This window comes from Dictyoglomus turgidum DSM 6724 (assembly GCF_000021645.1).
Classification (GTDB): domain Bacteria; phylum Dictyoglomota; class Dictyoglomia; order Dictyoglomales; family Dictyoglomaceae; genus Dictyoglomus; species Dictyoglomus turgidum.
The window spans coordinates 684,612-700,958 of the sequence record NC_011661.1 but is presented as its reverse complement, the minus strand read 5'-3'; the positions used below and the strand labels follow the sequence as shown (position 1 = coordinate 700,958).

Here is a 16,347-nt window from a genome sequence, read left to right as displayed (position 1 = left end):
GATCCCGCTTGGGAGCTACTCCTCCTGTTCTCAGCCTTTAAAACAAAACTTTCTTAAATTGTGTCATAAATTATAATACAAAAATAAAAAATTTTCAAATCATAGGTTTTCAAAAATTTACTTTCTTTCAATTATACCTGCACAAAGAACATGATTATCTAAATAGCAGACAAGGATTTGCCCTGGAGTAATAGCCCACTGAGGGTCATCAAATATAAATAAAACTTCTTTTTCTGAAACAATCTTCAATACTCCAGGAGAAGGTTTCATATTATACCTTATCATAGCATAGGCCCTCAATTCTCTTTTCTCTGGAAAATATGAAGGATAATTTACATTAACAGCATAAACTTCTTTTCCAAATACTTTCTCTCTATCTGTTACGGTAACATTCCCCGTGTTAGGATCAATATCTCTCACATAAACTGGCACTCCTAAAGCAACCCTTAAACCCCTTCTTTGACCTATAGTAAAAGAGAAAACTCCACTATGATAACCCACTTCTTTTCCATCTTCCGTAATAATTTTTCCTGGCTTATCTTCAAGATATTTACTCAAAAATCTCTTATAATCCTTATCAGGCAAAAAGCAAATATCCTGACTTTCCTTTTTATTAGCCACAAAAATCCCAAGCTCATCAGCTATTTTTCTTACTTCTTCCTTTGTTAGCTCCCCTAAAGGGAAAAGAGTCTTTTTAATTTGTTCCTGAGTTAACATCCCAAGAAAATAAGACTGATCCTTTTTTAGGTCTTTAGCCCTCATAAGGAGATATGTTTTCCTTTCCTCATCCCAGACCTTTCTTACATAGTGACCTGTTGAAAGAAAATCTGCCCCAAGTTCCTTAGCCTTTTCAAGAAGAAGTCCGAATTTTATTAATTTATTACAGAAGACACACGGATTTGGAGTATAACCATGCTTATAAGATTCCACAAAATATTTTATTATCTTTTCCTCAAATTCATTCTTTAGATCTACAAAAAAATGAGGTATATTAAGATATTCTGCAACTTTTTTTGCATCTTTAATAGAAGAAGAATAAGCAATGTTCATAGTTAAACCAATAACTTCATACCCTTCTTTTTTAAGAAGGTATGCAGTTATGGAGCTATCCACACCGCCACTCATTCCTACTGCTACTTTAATAGACATTTTATACCTTTTAAGTATGGATTTTTTATAAATTATAAGATTTTTTCATTGAAAAGTCAAACTTAACAAATAAACATAAGTTAAATACTATAATTTAAATTATATCTTTATTTTTCCTTGACAAAATTTTTCTTTCGTTATATTTTTAATTTAAAAATTTTATTTATGGGGAGAAGAAAATATGAAGATAGGAAGACCTCAATTAATTGATGAAGTTAATAAAGGACAAATTTTGAAATTATTGAGAGAAGAAGGCCCTATATCCCGTGCAGAAATTGCAAGAAGATTAGGATTAAGTCGTCCCACTGTCTCTACCCATATAAAAGAGTTATTAAAAGAAGGATTAGTTATTGAAGTAGGAAAAGGAAAAGGTTCTAAAGGAAGAAAAGGGATTCTTTTAAAGTATAATGCAAGACATGGATATTTTCTTGCAGGAGACATAGAAGGATCTATCATGCGCTTTGCCTTGTCAGATCTGTGTGGAGAGATTTTATATGAAAAGGTGTTATCTCTTAATGATTTACGGCAAAAAAATATGATGAAACCAGAAAACTTTATTGACATAATAAAGCAATTTCTAAAAGAAAACAGTGTTGAAGAGAAGAATATAAGAGTAATTGCCTTAGGAATTGCTGGTATTATAGAAGAGGGAAAACTAATCTTCGCACCAAACCTACCTGAGTGGAATCATGCTCCTCTTCAGAATTTAATAAAAGAAGCTTTTCCAGAAACTCAGGTAATTTTAGAGAATGATGTGAATACGGCTGTAATGGGTGAAATGTGGAAAGGAGCAGGAAAAGGTCTTAAAAATATAGTATATTTAAGCCTAAGTACAGGAATAGGTGCGGGAATTGTCATAGATGGTAAACTTTATGAAGGAAGTAATAAGTTTGCTGGTGAAATCTCATATATGGTAGTGGATAGTCACCATGAAAACTTTCCTGGCGTAGAATATACTCCCTTAGGTGCCTTAGAATGGGTTGCTTCGGGAGCAAGAATCATTGAAAAAGCAAAATCCTTCGACTCCAAATATACTCTTTTGGAAATAATCTTCGATGATTACAACAAGGTTGAAGAAATAAAAGTATTAATTGATAGGATCGGGGAATACCTTGGAAAGGCTATAGTAAACATGGTAAGTGTACTTGATCCTGAAGTCATAATAGTAGGTGGAATAGTAGGAAAATTCCTAAATATTTTAATGCGGAAGATAAAGCCAACTATAGAATATTATTTGCCTGTTCCTGTAAAAATCATACCTTCAGCTCTCTATCCAAAAACAGTAGTCTATGGAGCCATATATAGAGCCTTAGAGTTATATCATACTAAGCCTGTGATTATCTAATATCTCTATCAGTATAGAGTTTTGTCTATACTTAGAAATTAAAGACTCAATGGAATCTGCATATCCAATAGCAGGCTTATATACGGTTATATTGCTCACATAAAAGACTCCACTTTTATGCTCATGTCCACATATAACTTTGCCTACATTATTTGCAACAATGACATCTCCAAATTTTTTGCTCCCAAGATAAGCCGAAAAGAAATTCTTAATAGGCAAGATTTCTTCAAAAGGAATAAAATGGGTTATAACAATTTTTTCTATACTTTTTTCCACTTTTAAAAGACTATTTTGAAACTCCTCATATATTAACTCGCAAATCTCCTCATTTCTAAGTACTTTTTCATGGTTATAAAAATTCACAAGCTTCCAATAGGTCTCTCTCCATCTAATACCCTTATACTCTCCCCTTTCAAAGTCCCTTTTACTATAATAACTATCCCCAAGAGAATAATCATACCAACCCATAGTCCCTATTATAGCTAAATTACTAAATTCTAAGGGTTTAAAGGGCAAATATATAAAATCATACCCTTTACAAAGCTCAGGAAGAATTTTGTAATACTTTTGATCGCTGGTAATTTCACCTTCCCTCCAGATATCATGATTTCCTGGAACGAAGATCTTTAATCCTGAAAATTTTCTAAATACCTCTAAAAATAATTCTACTTCCCACAACTTAGCAGAGATATCTCCAGCAAAGACAAAAACATCAACATCTTTACTTGTTAGTTCCTTTAAAAAATCTTTTAGCAATTCCCTCTCTTCAAAAATCTTAAGCCCTCTCCGAATTCTTAGATAATCAATATGAAGATCAGAAATTGCAAAGATCTTCATTTAATAATTCTCAAAAACCTAAAGAGAATCAATATATACCAAACTATGGGCTTTATAAAAGAATAAATATAAGAGTTTTGGACAATCATTTTCTGATATTCTAAAGGAATAAAGTTCAAAATAACCCCATAAATTATTATAAGAATAATACCTCCAACAGCCACTTTTAAAAAGAATCCAGGAAGAGTTAGAAGAAGATATGCAAGAATAAAAGTTAATATAAAACTTGATATATTAGAAGAGAGATTTATGGGAAGTCTTATATACTCCCCATAAATAGGCATAAGCACTGAGGATAAAGAAAAAGCAATTATTAAAGAAACAATTAAGGCAAGCCTGTTAAAAAATAATTCTTTTATTCCCTTTAAAGCAAGCCCTAAAATAGTAACCGTACATATAATATCAAATACCATTTTATCACTCCTTAAAAGTTATCATTACCCTCAAAGCATCCCCAGAAAGCCCCATCTTTATTCCTTCTTCTATCTTCTCTATAGGAAACTCATGAGAAACAACTCTTTTCACATTTATCTTCCCCTCTTCAATAAGGGAGAGAGCCTTTGAATTGGTAAAAGGATTAACAAAAGAGCCCATAATAGTTAACTCTTTAAAGTATATGTCATAGGTAGAAATGCTAATTAAATCCTCAGGAGAGGATACTCCAAATATTAAAACTTTTCCTCCCCTTCTTACATTTTCCAAGGTAAGTCTCACAGTCTCCCCTTTTCCTACCGCCTCAATTCCCACATCTACCCCTCTCCCTTTATTATTCTCTTTAATAATCTCTACCACATTCTCCTCAGGGCTTATAATCACATCAGCCCCAAGCTCTTTTGCAATCTCTCTTTTCCATTCTACCTTTTCCACCAAAAAGACCTTAGAAGCCCCAGAAAGTTTTGCAAGTTGCAGTAATATCAATCCAAGGGCGCCTCCTCCTACAATAAGCACTACATCCCCCGATTTAATATTTAATCTCTCAATTCCATGAAGAGCACATGCCACAGGTTCCATCATTGCTCCTTCTACAGGGGAGATTTTGCTAGAAAAAACATAAAGCTGTTTATAAGGCACTATGCAGTATTCTGCAAAACCTCCATCTATATCTACACCTAAAGCAATAAGATTCTCACAAAGATTTACTTCTCCCCTCTTACAAAAATAACAATAGCCACAAGTTATATTAGGGTCAACAGCTACCAGATCTCCTACCTTTATCCCTTTAGTTTCTTTACCTACTTCAACCACTCTTCCTGAGAATTCGTGTCCCCTTATTATTCCATCTTTGCCATATGCCTTTCCTGAAAACACATGAAGATCAGTGCCACATATGCCCGAAGCAAGAACTTTAATAATAACTTCATCACCTTTTTCAATGATAGGATTAGGTAAATTCTCTAAGGATATTCTTCTATTCTTCCATACTGCTGCAATCATACTAACATACCCCGCTAAAAAATAAATTAATCGATTATATTTTACAATTTAAACATGATATAGTAAAATTTAAAATTGTAAAAAACATTTACTTTATAGTATTTCCACTGATATAAAATCAGCAAGAAATTATCACAAAATTAAGGAGGGATAAGAATGAAGTACAGGAAAATGGGAAAGCTTGACGTAACCGTTTCAGTACTTGGGTTTGGTGCAATGAGACTCCCCACACTAGGAACAGAATCTCAAATTGATGAACCAAAAGCTATAGAGATGATAAGATACGCCATTGATCACGGAGTAAATTATGTAGATACAGCCTATGGATATCATGGAGGGCAGAGTGAGATATTAGTTGGAAAAGCATTAAAGAATGGTTATAGAGAAAAAACCTACCTTGCCACAAAACTTCCTGTATGGTTTGTAAACAAGAAGGAAGATATGGATAGATTATTAAATGAGCAGCTTAAGAAACTCGATACTGATCACATAGATTTTTATCTCCTTCATGCTTTGAACAAAGATAGCTGGCAAAAAATATATAACCTCGGAGCCATTGAATGGGGAGAAAAAATGAAAGAAAAGGGGTTCATAAGATATTTTGGTTTTTCTTTCCATGATGACCTTGAAACCTTTAAGAAAATAATCGATACTCATGATTGGGATTTCTGCCAAATTCAATATAATTACATGGACATAGACTACCAAGCAGGAAAAGAAGGATTAGAATATGCAGGTAAAAAAGGGATAGGAGTCATAGTAATGGAACCTCTAAGAGGCGGAAGGCTTGCTAGACCACCTAAGGATGTGATGGAACTCATAGAAAAATATCCTACAAAAAGATCTCCTGTAGAGTGGGCATTACTTTGGGTATGGAACCACAAAGAAGTTTCGCTTGCTCTTTCCGGAATGAGCACCTTAGACCAAGTCAAAGAAAACTTAGAAATCGCAGATAAAGCAGAAGTAAATATCTTTTCTAAAGAGGATCTTGAATTTATAGAAAAAGTTAGACTTGCCTTCTTAGGAAGAAGGGCTATAGATTGTACTCAATGCAGATATTGTATGCCTTGTCCATATGGGGTAGATATACCAAGGAATTTCTATATTTACAATGAAGGTGTAAGATATGATGATTGGGGCGCCCCAAGATGGGAATATAATAATGCTATGAAACCTGAAGAGAGAGCTGAAAATTGTAAGAAGTGTGGAGAATGTGAGACTAAATGTCCTCAGGGTCTTGCCATAAGAGATCTCTTAGAAATGGTTCATAATACATTATCTTATTAAAATTTAGGAGGGGAACTCTTATGTTCCCCTCCTACTCATTAAATGCTGAAGGACAGATATCCTTTAATATACATTCATCACATTTTGGATTCTTTGCCTTACATACGTTTCTTCCATGATGGATCAAAAGATAGGAAAAATTTGCCCACTCATCTTTTGGGACAATCTTCATTAATTCCTGTTCTAACTTGTCCCTATTTTTTTCCTTCCCTAAATTAAGCCTCTTAGAAAGCCTGTTTACATGGGTATCTATCACAATACCTTCATTCTTTCCATAACCCGCGGAAAGCACTACATTAGCGGTTTTTCTCGCAACTCCAGGAAGCTTTAAAAGTTCCTCCATAGTATCTGGAACTTTACCATTGTATTTTTCTACAATTATTTGAGCACAGGCTCTAATATTTTTAGCCTTCGTTTTATAATAGTTTACCGACCTTATATCTTGTTCTAACTCTTCTAAAGAAACTTTTAAATAATCCTCTGGACTTCTATATTTTTTAAAAAGCTTTTCTGTAACCATATTCACCCTTTCATCGGTGGTTTGTGCTGAAAGTATTGTAGCTACAAGAAGTTCCCATGGATTAGAAAATTTTAGAGCAATTTTAGGTTCATAAATAGTTCTCAACCTTTTGAGTATCTCTATTACTTGCTCCCTTTTATCCATATTATCTCCCACCTCCATAATCAAACTACTAAAGTTTAGCATAAACATGTATAATCAAAATATAACTTTAAAAGAAAGGAGGCTTCAGGGTGGAAGTCAAAGAGATATTAAAGAATCTATCAAATTTGGATGGACCCTCAGGATACGAGTTTCCAGTGATTAAGTATATTAAAGATGTGGCAGAAAAAATTGCCCCTGTAAAAACCCTCATAGATAATCATGGAAATCTTATTGTGAGGAAAAAGGGTGATGGAAGAAAAATAGCCTTATTTGCTCACACCGACGAAATTGCTTTTGTGATAACAAAAAAGGAATTTGGAAATTATTTTCGTATCCACACCTTTGGAGGAGTAGATCCTAAGGTTGTAATCTCTCAAAGGCTAAGAATTCACACTAAAGAAGGCATTTCGTACGGTATAGTAGGCATGTTAGAACCCCATCTACAGAATGAGGAAATAAGACAAAAAAACATTACTTTCGATGACCTCTTTATAGATGTGCTCGACAAAAGTGATAGTGTCCAAATAGGTGATCTTGCTACTTTTGACTCAGAAGCTTTTGATTTGAATGAAAGATATATCGCAGGAAAAGCCTTAGATAACCGAGCAAGCTGTGCCACTCTCCTTTATACATTGGAACTACTAAATCAATTTATAGTCAATGCTGATATTTATTTCGTTTTTTCAGTGAGAGAAGAAGATGGTGTGTCTGGCGCCGTCAATGCTGCATATAAAATAAATCCTGATCTTGCTATAGTTTTAGACGTGACTCACGGAGACATCCTAAGACCATCATATCCTAAAATTGAGACAGGAAAAGGTCCTGTATTAGATATAGGCCCTATGGTGAATTATGAGTATTTCGATAAAATTAAAAATCTTGCCGAAAAACTTTCAGTAAATTATCAGATAGAACCTAATGGTGATCATAGCCATACCGATACCGATAGAATACAAATAACGAGAGAAGGCATTCCTACTTTACTTATTTCTATCCCCCTAAGATATATGCATACCCCATATGAAGTAGTAAACATAAGAGATATGGAGGAAACCGCAAGACTTCTGAGCTTTTTCCTTGCAAGAGGAGGTGAATAAAATTGTTTTTAAAAGAACTTTCAGATATACCTGGGGTTTCTGGGTTTGAGGGAAAAGTAAGAGAATTTATTAAAGAAAAGATAAAAGATAAAGTAGATTATATAGAGACAGACAAATTAGGAAACCTTATAGCTCTTAAAAAAGGTAAAGTAAATAAAAAACTTATGATTACCGCCCACATGGATGAAGTAGGGTTTATTGTAAGTAATATTGAAGAAGATGGAAAGATAAGCATAATACCTTTAGGGACCATTGATCCAAGAGTAGTCTTAGGGAAAAAGGTAGTAATAGGAGAAAAACAGATATTGGGAGTTATAGGTTCAAAACCTGTACACCTTATGGAGGGATACGAAAAAGTATCCTTTGAGAATATAAAAGTAGATATTGGAGCCACAAAAAAACAAGAGGCTGAATCAAAAGTAAAAATTGGTGATTTTGTAAGTTTTGCGCCAAACGCCATGGTACACGAAGAATGGATATCTGGAAAAGCCCTTGATGATAGAGGGGGATGTTCAATTCTCATGGACTTAATCCTTTCAGGTTTAGATCTATATTACGACACATTTTTTGCCTTCGTAATACAAGAAGAAACAGGACTGAGAGGCTCTGGCTCTTGTGCCTTTAAGATAAACCCTGATTTTGCAATTGTGGTAGAAACCACCACTTCGGGGGATAATCCAGAATTCCCTCCTGACAGAAGATCTTCAGAACTTGGAAAAGGACCTGTTATTACACCTGCCCATAGGGGATATGTAAACGATGAAAGATTATTTAACTTTGCGGTAAAAGTAGCAAAAGAAAATAACATCCCCTATCAAATAAAAAGAAGAACTGTAGGGGGTACTGATGCGGCAAGAATAGCCATAACTACAGGTACACCATCCTTAGTTATATCTATTCCTTCCAGATATATTCACTCCCCCATGAGTGTAGTAAATATTAGTGATTATCAAAATACTCTAAAGCTTCTTTCCCTAATTCTTATAAAGGAGGTCTTATAAGATGAAAGAACTTATCAAAAAATTAACAGAAATAAAATCTCCAAGTGGTAGAGAAGAAAATATAAGAAGTGCAATCCTTGAAGAATTAAAAGAATACATTGATGGCTATGAGATAGATAAACTCGGAAACTTAATAGTTTGGAAAAAAGGAAAAAAAGAAGGAAAAATACTTCTTGATGCTCATATGGATGAGATTGGAGTCCTTGCCACTCATATCGATGAAAAAGGATTTATCAGAATAGAACCTATCGGAGGAGTTTCTCCTTATAACTTGTTAGGAAGTAGCATAGCATTTCCAAATATAGAAGGATTTGTAGGAGTTGAAGGAGAAACTTCCGAGGAACTTTCAAAAAACCTCAAAAATCTTGATTTTGATAAAATCTTTGTAGATATTGGAGCAAAAAATAAATTAGAAGCAGAAAAGCTTGTTCCACCAGGAACCTTTGGAGTTTACTCAGCAAGCTTTAAAGACTTAGGAGAAAGAATTGTATCTAAAGCCATGGATGACCGAATTGGATGTGCTATAATAATTGAAGTTTTCAAAAAATCTAATCCTTACTATACCCTTTATGGAACCTTTTCTATTCAAGAAGAAATAGGACTTGTAGGAGCAAGTGTGGTTGCCTTTAATATAAAACCAGATCTTGCCATAGCTGTTGATGTTACAGCCCACTCTGATACTCCTAAAGGACCAAAAAGAATGTCCCTCGAATTAGGAAAAGGACCTGCCATAAAAATAAAAGACAGCGCATCTATTAGTGATAGAAGAATAGTTGAAAAGTTGAAAAATATAGCAGAAAGGAATAATATCCCTTACCAAATTGAGATTCTACTTCGTGGTGGTACCAATGCTGCTGCTCTACAAAGGACAGGAGAAGGAATTCCTGCAGGAACCTTATCTATACCTACAAGATATGTGCATTCACCCCATGAAATGGTAGACATAAAAGACGTAGAAAATGCAGTTAAAATATTAAAACTCTTAGTAGAAAGTGAAGAAAGCCTTTTTTAATTTTTAGGGGGACAATATAAAAGTCCCCCTTTTATTAACAAAATACCAAATTGATAATAAAATATAAGTAACCATGAATGTGGGGAAGAGAATAAGGGAAATTAGAAAAAAGCATAATATGAAACTGGAAGATCTGGCAGAAAAAACAGGTCTTTCTTTATCTTATATATCCCTCATTGAAAGAGGGCTTAAAAACCCGTCTCTAAAAGCCCTAGAAAGAATAGCTCAAGCTCTTAACCTTCCTACTTCCTACTTTTTCTCAGAAGATAATGATGAAACCATAGAGACCTTTCTAAGAACAAAAACCTCCCTTGATGAAGATGAAAGAAGGATGATAATTCAACTCATTAAATCCTTGGAGAAGAAAAAAGGTGTACGAAGAACTGATTAAAGAACTGTTATCCCTTTTTTATATAAATAAGCCTCCCATAAAACCCGAGATTATAGCCTACGGATTAGGAGTAGAATTATACTTCTACGAATTACCCTTACAGATTTCTGGAATATTGTATAACCGCAAAAATAGTCCCACAATGCTTATTAACAAAAATGACAACCTTTTAAGACAGCGATTTACAATTGCCCATGAAATTGGACATTTCTTACTTCATTATTCCAACAACAAAATCTATCTTGACTACCCAATAGAAAACTCTAAAATTGAAAGAGAAGCTAATACCTTTGCAGCATCTCTACTTCTTCCAGACTTTCTTCTTGGTAGATATTTAAATCTTTCTCTTGAAAAGATCTCTAGTATTTTCTATGTTTCCCGAAAGGTTACAGAGATAAGATTAAAAGATTTTAAAATACTTTAAGATTGGTTTAAAAATATTCTTGACAAATTTAACCATCTTCTCTTAAAATATCATCAAGGAATACTAACACGTGTAATTTTTATTAAAGAAAATTAACACGTGTTTAGGAGGTGATATAAGGAATAAGAATACAGAAAAACAAAAACTAATTCAAGTTAACTTCACTTCTTAAAAATTTTAAAAATCTAAAGGGGGTATAGAGATGAAAAAAGTATTGTTTTTAATTCTTGCTCTTCTCTTAACGTTAACCTTTGTGTATGCTCAAGAGGTCAATTTCTATGGTTATAGTGAAATAGGAGTTCATAGTGAATTCTTAAAAGATTCCAATGGAAATTACTCTAATACCTTAGGACCAGTTAATCTGGATTATTGGAATACCTACTTTAAAATAAAAGCAGAACCCTCAAGCCTTCTTGAAGGCTATTTCGAACTTCATCTATATCCAAATTATAGCAACCTTTTTGGGCCTGGCATCATAGAAGTACAAAAGGCACACTTAATAGCAAAAAGCTCTGTTATGAACTTAAGGGTATATTATAAAGAAGATGCAACTCCCTTTGATGATCCTCTTCTCTTAAATAAACCTGGAGATCTTCCTGGATCTTCCTGGATATGGGGAAACGGAATTGAGATCTCTGGAAAAGCATTTGATACAAATTTCTTGGCAGGAATTAATTCCTCAGATCAAATTTCTTATGTGAGACTAAAACGAGCTTTCCCACCACTCATGGTTGGATTTACTGCTATGGGTAGTAATTGGGGACAAGCTAACGTAGGAAAGAGCCTATTTGGAGTAGATGTTACTGGAAAAGTAGCTAATGTGGACATAAAAGCAGAAGGAATATATGGTAAATGCGTATGGGGTCCAAATCCTACCGATTCTGAGGGCGGAATGGTCCTTTATGGGGACTTCTCAACCCAATTAACACCTGTTATAAAGCTTTATGGAATTGGAAAGAAAGTTGATAAGGGCTATATTAACCAATTTGATTGGTTCAAAACTGACCAAACTCAACTTATTCCAGGAACAAGTAAATCTTACGGTACATACTTTAAGCTTGGATCAGTAATTGCTCCAATTTCCAACTTATCCTTTGAGCCCATTGTTGAGTTAATAAATAGAGAAGATATAAGCCAAAAAACTACCAACCTAACAGGTATAGTCACATATATAGTAAGCAAGAATTTAACCATCAAAGGAACCGTGAATAATTCAACAGTTGATAGCACCAATTCCACTAATGTTACCCTTGAAGCAACCTTTGTACCACTAAAAGATCTTTCTGTATATGGTAAATTATATCAACCAATAGGTGGAAATACTGAGCTTTATGGAAATCTATCTACCATCTACAATAATTTAAGCATTTATTTAGCTGGTAATTATACAACAAATAAATCCTATCTTTTCTTAAATGCTGCGTATGACTTGGCTAAAAATCTCAAACTAAGAGGTATCTCTCAACTATTTAACGATAACGGAACAAAACATAACACTTATTACTTAGCTCTTGAACTCCCCAACGCTTCTTTATACTTTGGTAATGCTCCAGAAGAAGGAACTCCCGCAGATTTTGTAAAGCAAATAGGAGCAAAAATTTCTTTTGATTTCTAATGAATTTAAAATTTCGGGGAGGATAAATCCTCCCCGATTTTAAAGGGGGTTAGTAAAATGAAAAAGTTTTTGATTTTCATATTTCTAATTCTTCTTTCCACTCTTATTTTTGCAGAACCTGTTAAATATCCTTTAGTTTTTAATGATCCTACAAATGATGACAAAGGACCAGGAACATATACTTATCCCACAGATGGGGTATTTAAACCTGGAACCTTTGACATGACAAAAGTAGTTATAGATGCTGACAATGATAATGTATACTTTAAAATCTCTTTCAGAGTACCTATAGAAAATCCTTGGGGAAGTCCAATAGGACTCTCTCTTCAAACAATCCACATATATATTGACAAAGATCATAAGAAAGATTCAGGATTTAGAGATTTTATACCAGGAGTAAGAGCTCAAACCACTCCAGAAAGTGCATGGGATTTAGCTATACTTGTAGAAGGCTGGCCTACAGAACTTAAAAGCTCGGTAAAGAATGCAGCTCCAGAAATGTACAAATATTGCGTCTTCCCCTCAAAAGGTGTGACTGTTGATGGCAATACTATCATCATCCCTGTTTCTAAAAAGACCCTTGGAGATGATTTCCAGAAAGGTTGGGGATTTCAGGTATTCATAATGGGACAAGAAGGATTCCCGACTCAAGACCCTGTTTCTTGTAGGATTAGAGAGGTACTTTCCACTGCTCAACAATGGAGATTTGGTGGTGGGGACGACTTCTACGGCGATCCTAATATTATAGACATGTTAGATTACGAGGGAATTAATCAATTTGAAGTTTTAGGCAAGTATAAGAGTGATGCTAAATTTGAGAAAAATGTATATGCTCAAGTACCTTTCATATACGTAAAGTAAGAGGTGATTCTCTATGAAGAGAATTTTAGCTTTTTCTCTACTCTTTATTATAATTTCCCTAATCTCCTTAAGCTTTTCCCAAGACATTCCTTTAAATATCTATGATCCAAAGGTACAAAAAGTAGAAAGACCATTATACTTAGCCATTATATGGCATAACCACCAGCCTTTATATTATGATCCAGATCAAAATATAAATATCCTTCCTTGGGTAAGGATGCATGCAATAAAAGATTACTATGACATGGCATACATATTAAAAAACTATCCCCAAATAAAAGCTAATTTTAACATGGTTCCATCTCTCTTATATCAATTAGAACTTTATACCAAGAAGGGCATAAAGGATAAATATCTAATTCTCACAGAAAAACCTGCAGATCAACTTACCATTGAAGATAAAGAATTTATATTAAGAAGATTCTTTGACGTTAATTGGGATAGAATAATCAAAAAATTCCCAAGATATTGGGAACTTTTGAATAAAAGAGGCCAATCTGTTGACGATGTGGTAATAGCAAAAGCAATTCAGAAATTTACAACTCAAGATTTTAGAGATCTACAAGTATGGTTCAATTTAGCATGGTTTGATCCTGATTTTCAAAAGTATGACAAAGATCTATCAAGACTTATAGAAAAAGGTAAAAACTTTACTGAAGAAGATAAAAAAGTGGTAATAAACAAACAATATGAAATTATGTCTAAGATTATTCCTCTTTATGCGGAACTACAAAAAACCAAACAAATAGAAGTAACTACTACTCCATTTTTCCATCCAATAATGCCATTATTAGTGGACATAAAATCTGCCAAAATTGCAGTACAAGACATAGCTCTACCTAATGCCACAATAAACTACAGTGATGATACATCAGCTCAACTTTCAATGGCTGTTAACTACTATAAAAAATTTTTCAAAGATACACCAAAGGGTCTTTGGCCTTCCGAAGGATCCGTAAGCCAAGACATTATTCCCATCGTAGGAAATTCAGGCTTTTTATGGATGGCAAGTGATGAGGATGTGCTTTCAAAATCTCTAAACACTCCTATCCTCAGAGACTCAAGAGGAAATGTAACGAATCCTGATGTACTTTATCAACCTTACATAGTGGAAGAACAAGGTAAAAAGGTTTATGTGGTGTTTAGAGACAAAAATCTTTCAGATAAAATTGGTTTTGTCTATAGTGGAATGAAAGGAGAAAATGCAGCAAAAGACTTTGTAAACCGCTTAGAGAATATCTATGAGAGAGTAAAGGATGACAAAAAGTCATATCTCGTAACAGTAATACTTGACGGTGAAAACTGTTGGGAATATTATGAAAACGATGGAAAGGAATTTTTAAACACTCTTTATAAATTACTCACAGACAGTCCTTATATTGAAACAGTAAGGCTAACAGACTACTTAAATAAATTCCCTCCCACTAAGAAGATAGAAAGGCTCCATTCAGGATCTTGGATAGATGGCACTTTCTTAACTTGGGTAGGAGAACAAGAAGAAAACAAAGCATGGGAAATCTTAGATAAAGCAAGGACAGAGTTAATATATGAAACAGTGAAACAGAAGAAAACTATATCTCCCGTATTAAATCCAGATCTCTTAAGAAACAATATCGAAAAAGCATGGTTTGAACTATATGCAGCAGAAGGTAGTGACTGGTTCTGGTGGTATGGAGATGATCAAGACTCCACAAATGACCTTGCCTTTGATGAACTCTTTAGGAAACATCTTATAAATGTCTACAAATTAATTGGTAAAGAAGTTCCTCAAGAATTGTTCCTTCCTATAGTAAAAATAGGTGAAGAAAAACCAGTACAAAGCTTACAAGCAAAATTCACACCTAAGATTGATGGACTGATTAATCCCGAAGACGAATGGAAGAACGCTGCAATCTACCTTGCTAAAAAAGGAACAGGACTTTCCACAAAGCCAAGTGATTTTATTGAAAAAGTATACTTAGGTCTTGACAATGATAATGTATACTTTCTTATAGAGTCAAAAACAAATCTCAAAGACTATTTAGGAAAGCCTTATTTCTTAGCAGTGTACTTTTCTAATCCAAACCAAAAGGAATATAATTTGTATCCAAGAAAGGGAAGTCAGACTCTCGGGTATGGAATAGCTTACGAACTTCTAATTGATTTTTCAAAGATCAGCTCCCTTGGAGAAGTAGATGCCATATTAAATCAAGCTACTGGTAATAATTCCTGGAGACAACAATCTACACTAAAAGCAGGAGTATCGGAGAAATACATAGAAGTAGGCGTACCTTTCAAGGAAATTAAAGTACAAGGAAGAGAACAAATAGCAATGAATGTGATATTTGGGAAAGAAGAACCGATAGATGTGGTACCTTACTATGTTCCTATTTACTTAACTGTTCCTGAGAAGAAGTTAGAAATAACATACTTCTCTATTGATGATCCAACTGGGGATGACTATGGATGGGGCAAAGTTGTATATCCAACAGCTCCAGTATTTAAACCCGGTGTTTTCGACATAATCCATGTAGAAATGGGTAAAAGCAAAGATGATATTGTATTCAAAATTAAGATTAGAGGAGATTTAGAAAATCCATGGGGTTCGCCCACAGGAGTCTCAGTTCAAACCATAGACATATATATTAATGATGGAAAAGAGAGCACCTATTACTATCAAGCCTTACCTGGAAGACAAGCTAATATTCCTGAGGGTTGGAACAAAGCAATTTGGGCTGAAGGATGGATACAAGAATTAATAATTCCTACATTAGATGAGAAAGGAAAAGTACAACTAAAAGAGATAAAAGGAGTAGTACAATTAAGCACCGATCCTACAGAAAGAACTATAATAATCTCAGTACCTGAAAAATACTTAGGTCCTGTAACACCTGACTGGAAAATCCTCGTGATATTATGTGGACAAGAAGGATACCCAAGACCTGGAAGCTGGAGAGTAAGAGAAGTAGAAGAAGAAGCTAAACAATGGAGATTTGGCGGTGGGGACGACTTCTACGGCGATCCTAATATCATAGATATGATTGTTCCCCCTGGAATGAAACAAGAGGATATACTGTCTAAATGGGTAAGTAGTGAAGATGAGGAAGAAAATGTTTATGTAGAATTACCCTTGATCCCCCTTAGGGTTTTAATGTCTCAATAAAGTAACCAATCAAAAAGCGGGGAGGATTTTTCCTCCCCGCTTTTATTTTTTATAATTCTTGTTTACAAAAAAAATAATTAGCTATAAA

15 protein-coding genes and 1 other annotated feature (1 of these 16 cut by a window edge) are annotated in these 16,347 nt (G+C 34.1%); of the genes, 10 read left to right on the top strand and 5 right to left on the bottom strand.

The window, feature by feature from the left end; all coding sequences use genetic code 11:
• Positions 1 to 41: a binding site (T-box leader), on the bottom strand (it extends 233 nt beyond the left edge of the window).
• A gap of 76 nt (positions 42 to 117) precedes the next feature.
• Positions 118 to 1,167 carry a tRNA 2-thiouridine(34) synthase MnmA gene (gene mnmA, locus DTUR_RS03495; protein WP_278007868.1) on the bottom strand — a complete coding sequence of 350 codons (1,050 nt, stop codon included), beginning with the start codon at positions 1,165 to 1,167 and terminating at the stop codon, positions 118 to 120.
• Positions 1,168 to 1,330: 163 nt separating this feature from the next.
• On the opposite strand from mnmA, the gene DTUR_RS03490 reads away from it, so the two are divergent.
• Positions 1,331 to 2,494 carry an ROK family transcriptional regulator gene (locus DTUR_RS03490; RefSeq protein ID WP_012583058.1) on the top strand — a complete coding sequence of 388 codons (1,164 nt, stop codon included), beginning with the start codon at positions 1,331 to 1,333 and terminating at the stop codon, positions 2,492 to 2,494.
• On the opposite strand, the gene DTUR_RS03485 is transcribed toward DTUR_RS03490, so the two are convergent.
• Genes DTUR_RS03485 through DTUR_RS03475 form a run of 3 tightly spaced genes read right to left on the bottom strand, consistent with a single transcriptional unit; the run spans position 2,465 to position 4,765 of the window.
• On the bottom strand, positions 2,465 to 3,331 hold the full coding sequence (locus tag DTUR_RS03485; protein ID WP_012583057.1) for a metallophosphoesterase: 867 nt from the start codon (positions 3,329 to 3,331) through the stop codon (positions 2,465 to 2,467). The genes DTUR_RS03490 and DTUR_RS03485 overlap by 30 nt on opposite strands.
• Positions 3,328 to 3,744 (bottom strand): hypothetical protein, encoded by a 417-nt coding sequence (locus DTUR_RS03480; RefSeq protein ID WP_012583056.1) that lies wholly within the window; start codon positions 3,742 to 3,744, stop codon positions 3,328 to 3,330. The genes DTUR_RS03485 and DTUR_RS03480 overlap by 4 nt, the downstream gene beginning before the upstream one ends.
• Positions 3,745 to 3,748: 4 nt before the next feature.
• Complete coding sequence (locus tag DTUR_RS03475; protein ID WP_012583055.1) at positions 3,749 to 4,765, bottom strand: zinc-dependent alcohol dehydrogenase family protein; 1,017 nt, start codon at positions 4,763 to 4,765, stop codon at positions 3,749 to 3,751.
• Positions 4,766 to 4,921: 156 nt separating this feature from the next.
• On the opposite strand from DTUR_RS03475, the gene DTUR_RS03470 reads away from it, so the two are divergent.
• Entirely contained in the window at positions 4,922 to 6,052 is a 1,131-nt protein-coding gene (locus DTUR_RS03470; protein WP_012583054.1) for an aldo/keto reductase, read from the top strand.
• 31 nt (positions 6,053 to 6,083) lie between these two features.
• Here DTUR_RS03470 and nth read toward each other — a convergent pair whose 3' ends face one another.
• The gene (nth, locus tag DTUR_RS03465; protein WP_012583053.1) at positions 6,084 to 6,716 is read right to left on the bottom strand and encodes an endonuclease III; all 633 of its coding nucleotides are present in this window, start codon (positions 6,714 to 6,716) and stop codon (positions 6,084 to 6,086) included.
• Positions 6,717 to 6,805: 89 nt separating this feature from the next.
• Here nth and DTUR_RS03460 point away from each other — a divergent pair, with 89 nt between their 5' ends.
• The 8 genes from DTUR_RS03460 to DTUR_RS03425 all read left to right on the top strand — a co-directional run bounded on the left by DTUR_RS03460 (position 6,806) and on the right by DTUR_RS03425 (position 16,259).
• Positions 6,806 to 7,813, top strand: coding sequence for a M20/M25/M40 family metallo-hydrolase (locus tag DTUR_RS03460; protein WP_012583052.1), 1,008 nt, complete (start codon positions 6,806 to 6,808; stop codon positions 7,811 to 7,813).
• A 2-nt stretch (positions 7,814 to 7,815) separates the two neighbouring features.
• Complete coding sequence (locus DTUR_RS03455) at positions 7,816 to 8,814, top strand: M42 family metallopeptidase (protein WP_012583051.1); 999 nt, start codon at positions 7,816 to 7,818, stop codon at positions 8,812 to 8,814.
• 1 nt (position 8,815) lies between these two features.
• Positions 8,816 to 9,826 (top strand): M42 family metallopeptidase, encoded by a 1,011-nt coding sequence (locus DTUR_RS03450; protein WP_012583050.1) that lies wholly within the window; start codon positions 8,816 to 8,818, stop codon positions 9,824 to 9,826.
• Between the two features lie 73 nt (positions 9,827 to 9,899).
• Positions 9,900 to 10,217, top strand: coding sequence for a helix-turn-helix domain-containing protein (locus DTUR_RS03445; RefSeq protein WP_012583049.1), 318 nt, complete (start codon positions 9,900 to 9,902; stop codon positions 10,215 to 10,217).
• Complete coding sequence (locus DTUR_RS03440) at positions 10,198 to 10,641, top strand: ImmA/IrrE family metallo-endopeptidase (RefSeq protein WP_012583048.1); 444 nt, start codon at positions 10,198 to 10,200, stop codon at positions 10,639 to 10,641. Before DTUR_RS03445 ends, DTUR_RS03440 begins: the two co-directional genes overlap by 20 nt.
• A 202-nt stretch (positions 10,642 to 10,843) precedes the next feature.
• On the top strand, positions 10,844 to 12,256 hold the full coding sequence (locus tag DTUR_RS03435; RefSeq protein ID WP_012583047.1) for a hypothetical protein: 1,413 nt from the start codon (positions 10,844 to 10,846) through the stop codon (positions 12,254 to 12,256).
• A gap of 57 nt (positions 12,257 to 12,313) precedes the next feature.
• Entirely contained in the window at positions 12,314 to 13,117 is an 804-nt protein-coding gene (locus tag DTUR_RS03430) for a glucodextranase DOMON-like domain-containing protein (RefSeq protein ID WP_012583046.1), read from the top strand.
• Between the two features lie 13 nt (positions 13,118 to 13,130).
• Positions 13,131 to 16,259 (top strand): glucodextranase DOMON-like domain-containing protein, encoded by a 3,129-nt coding sequence (locus DTUR_RS03425; RefSeq protein WP_012583045.1) that lies wholly within the window; start codon positions 13,131 to 13,133, stop codon positions 16,257 to 16,259.
• Positions 16,260 to 16,347: the final 88 nt, after the last annotated feature.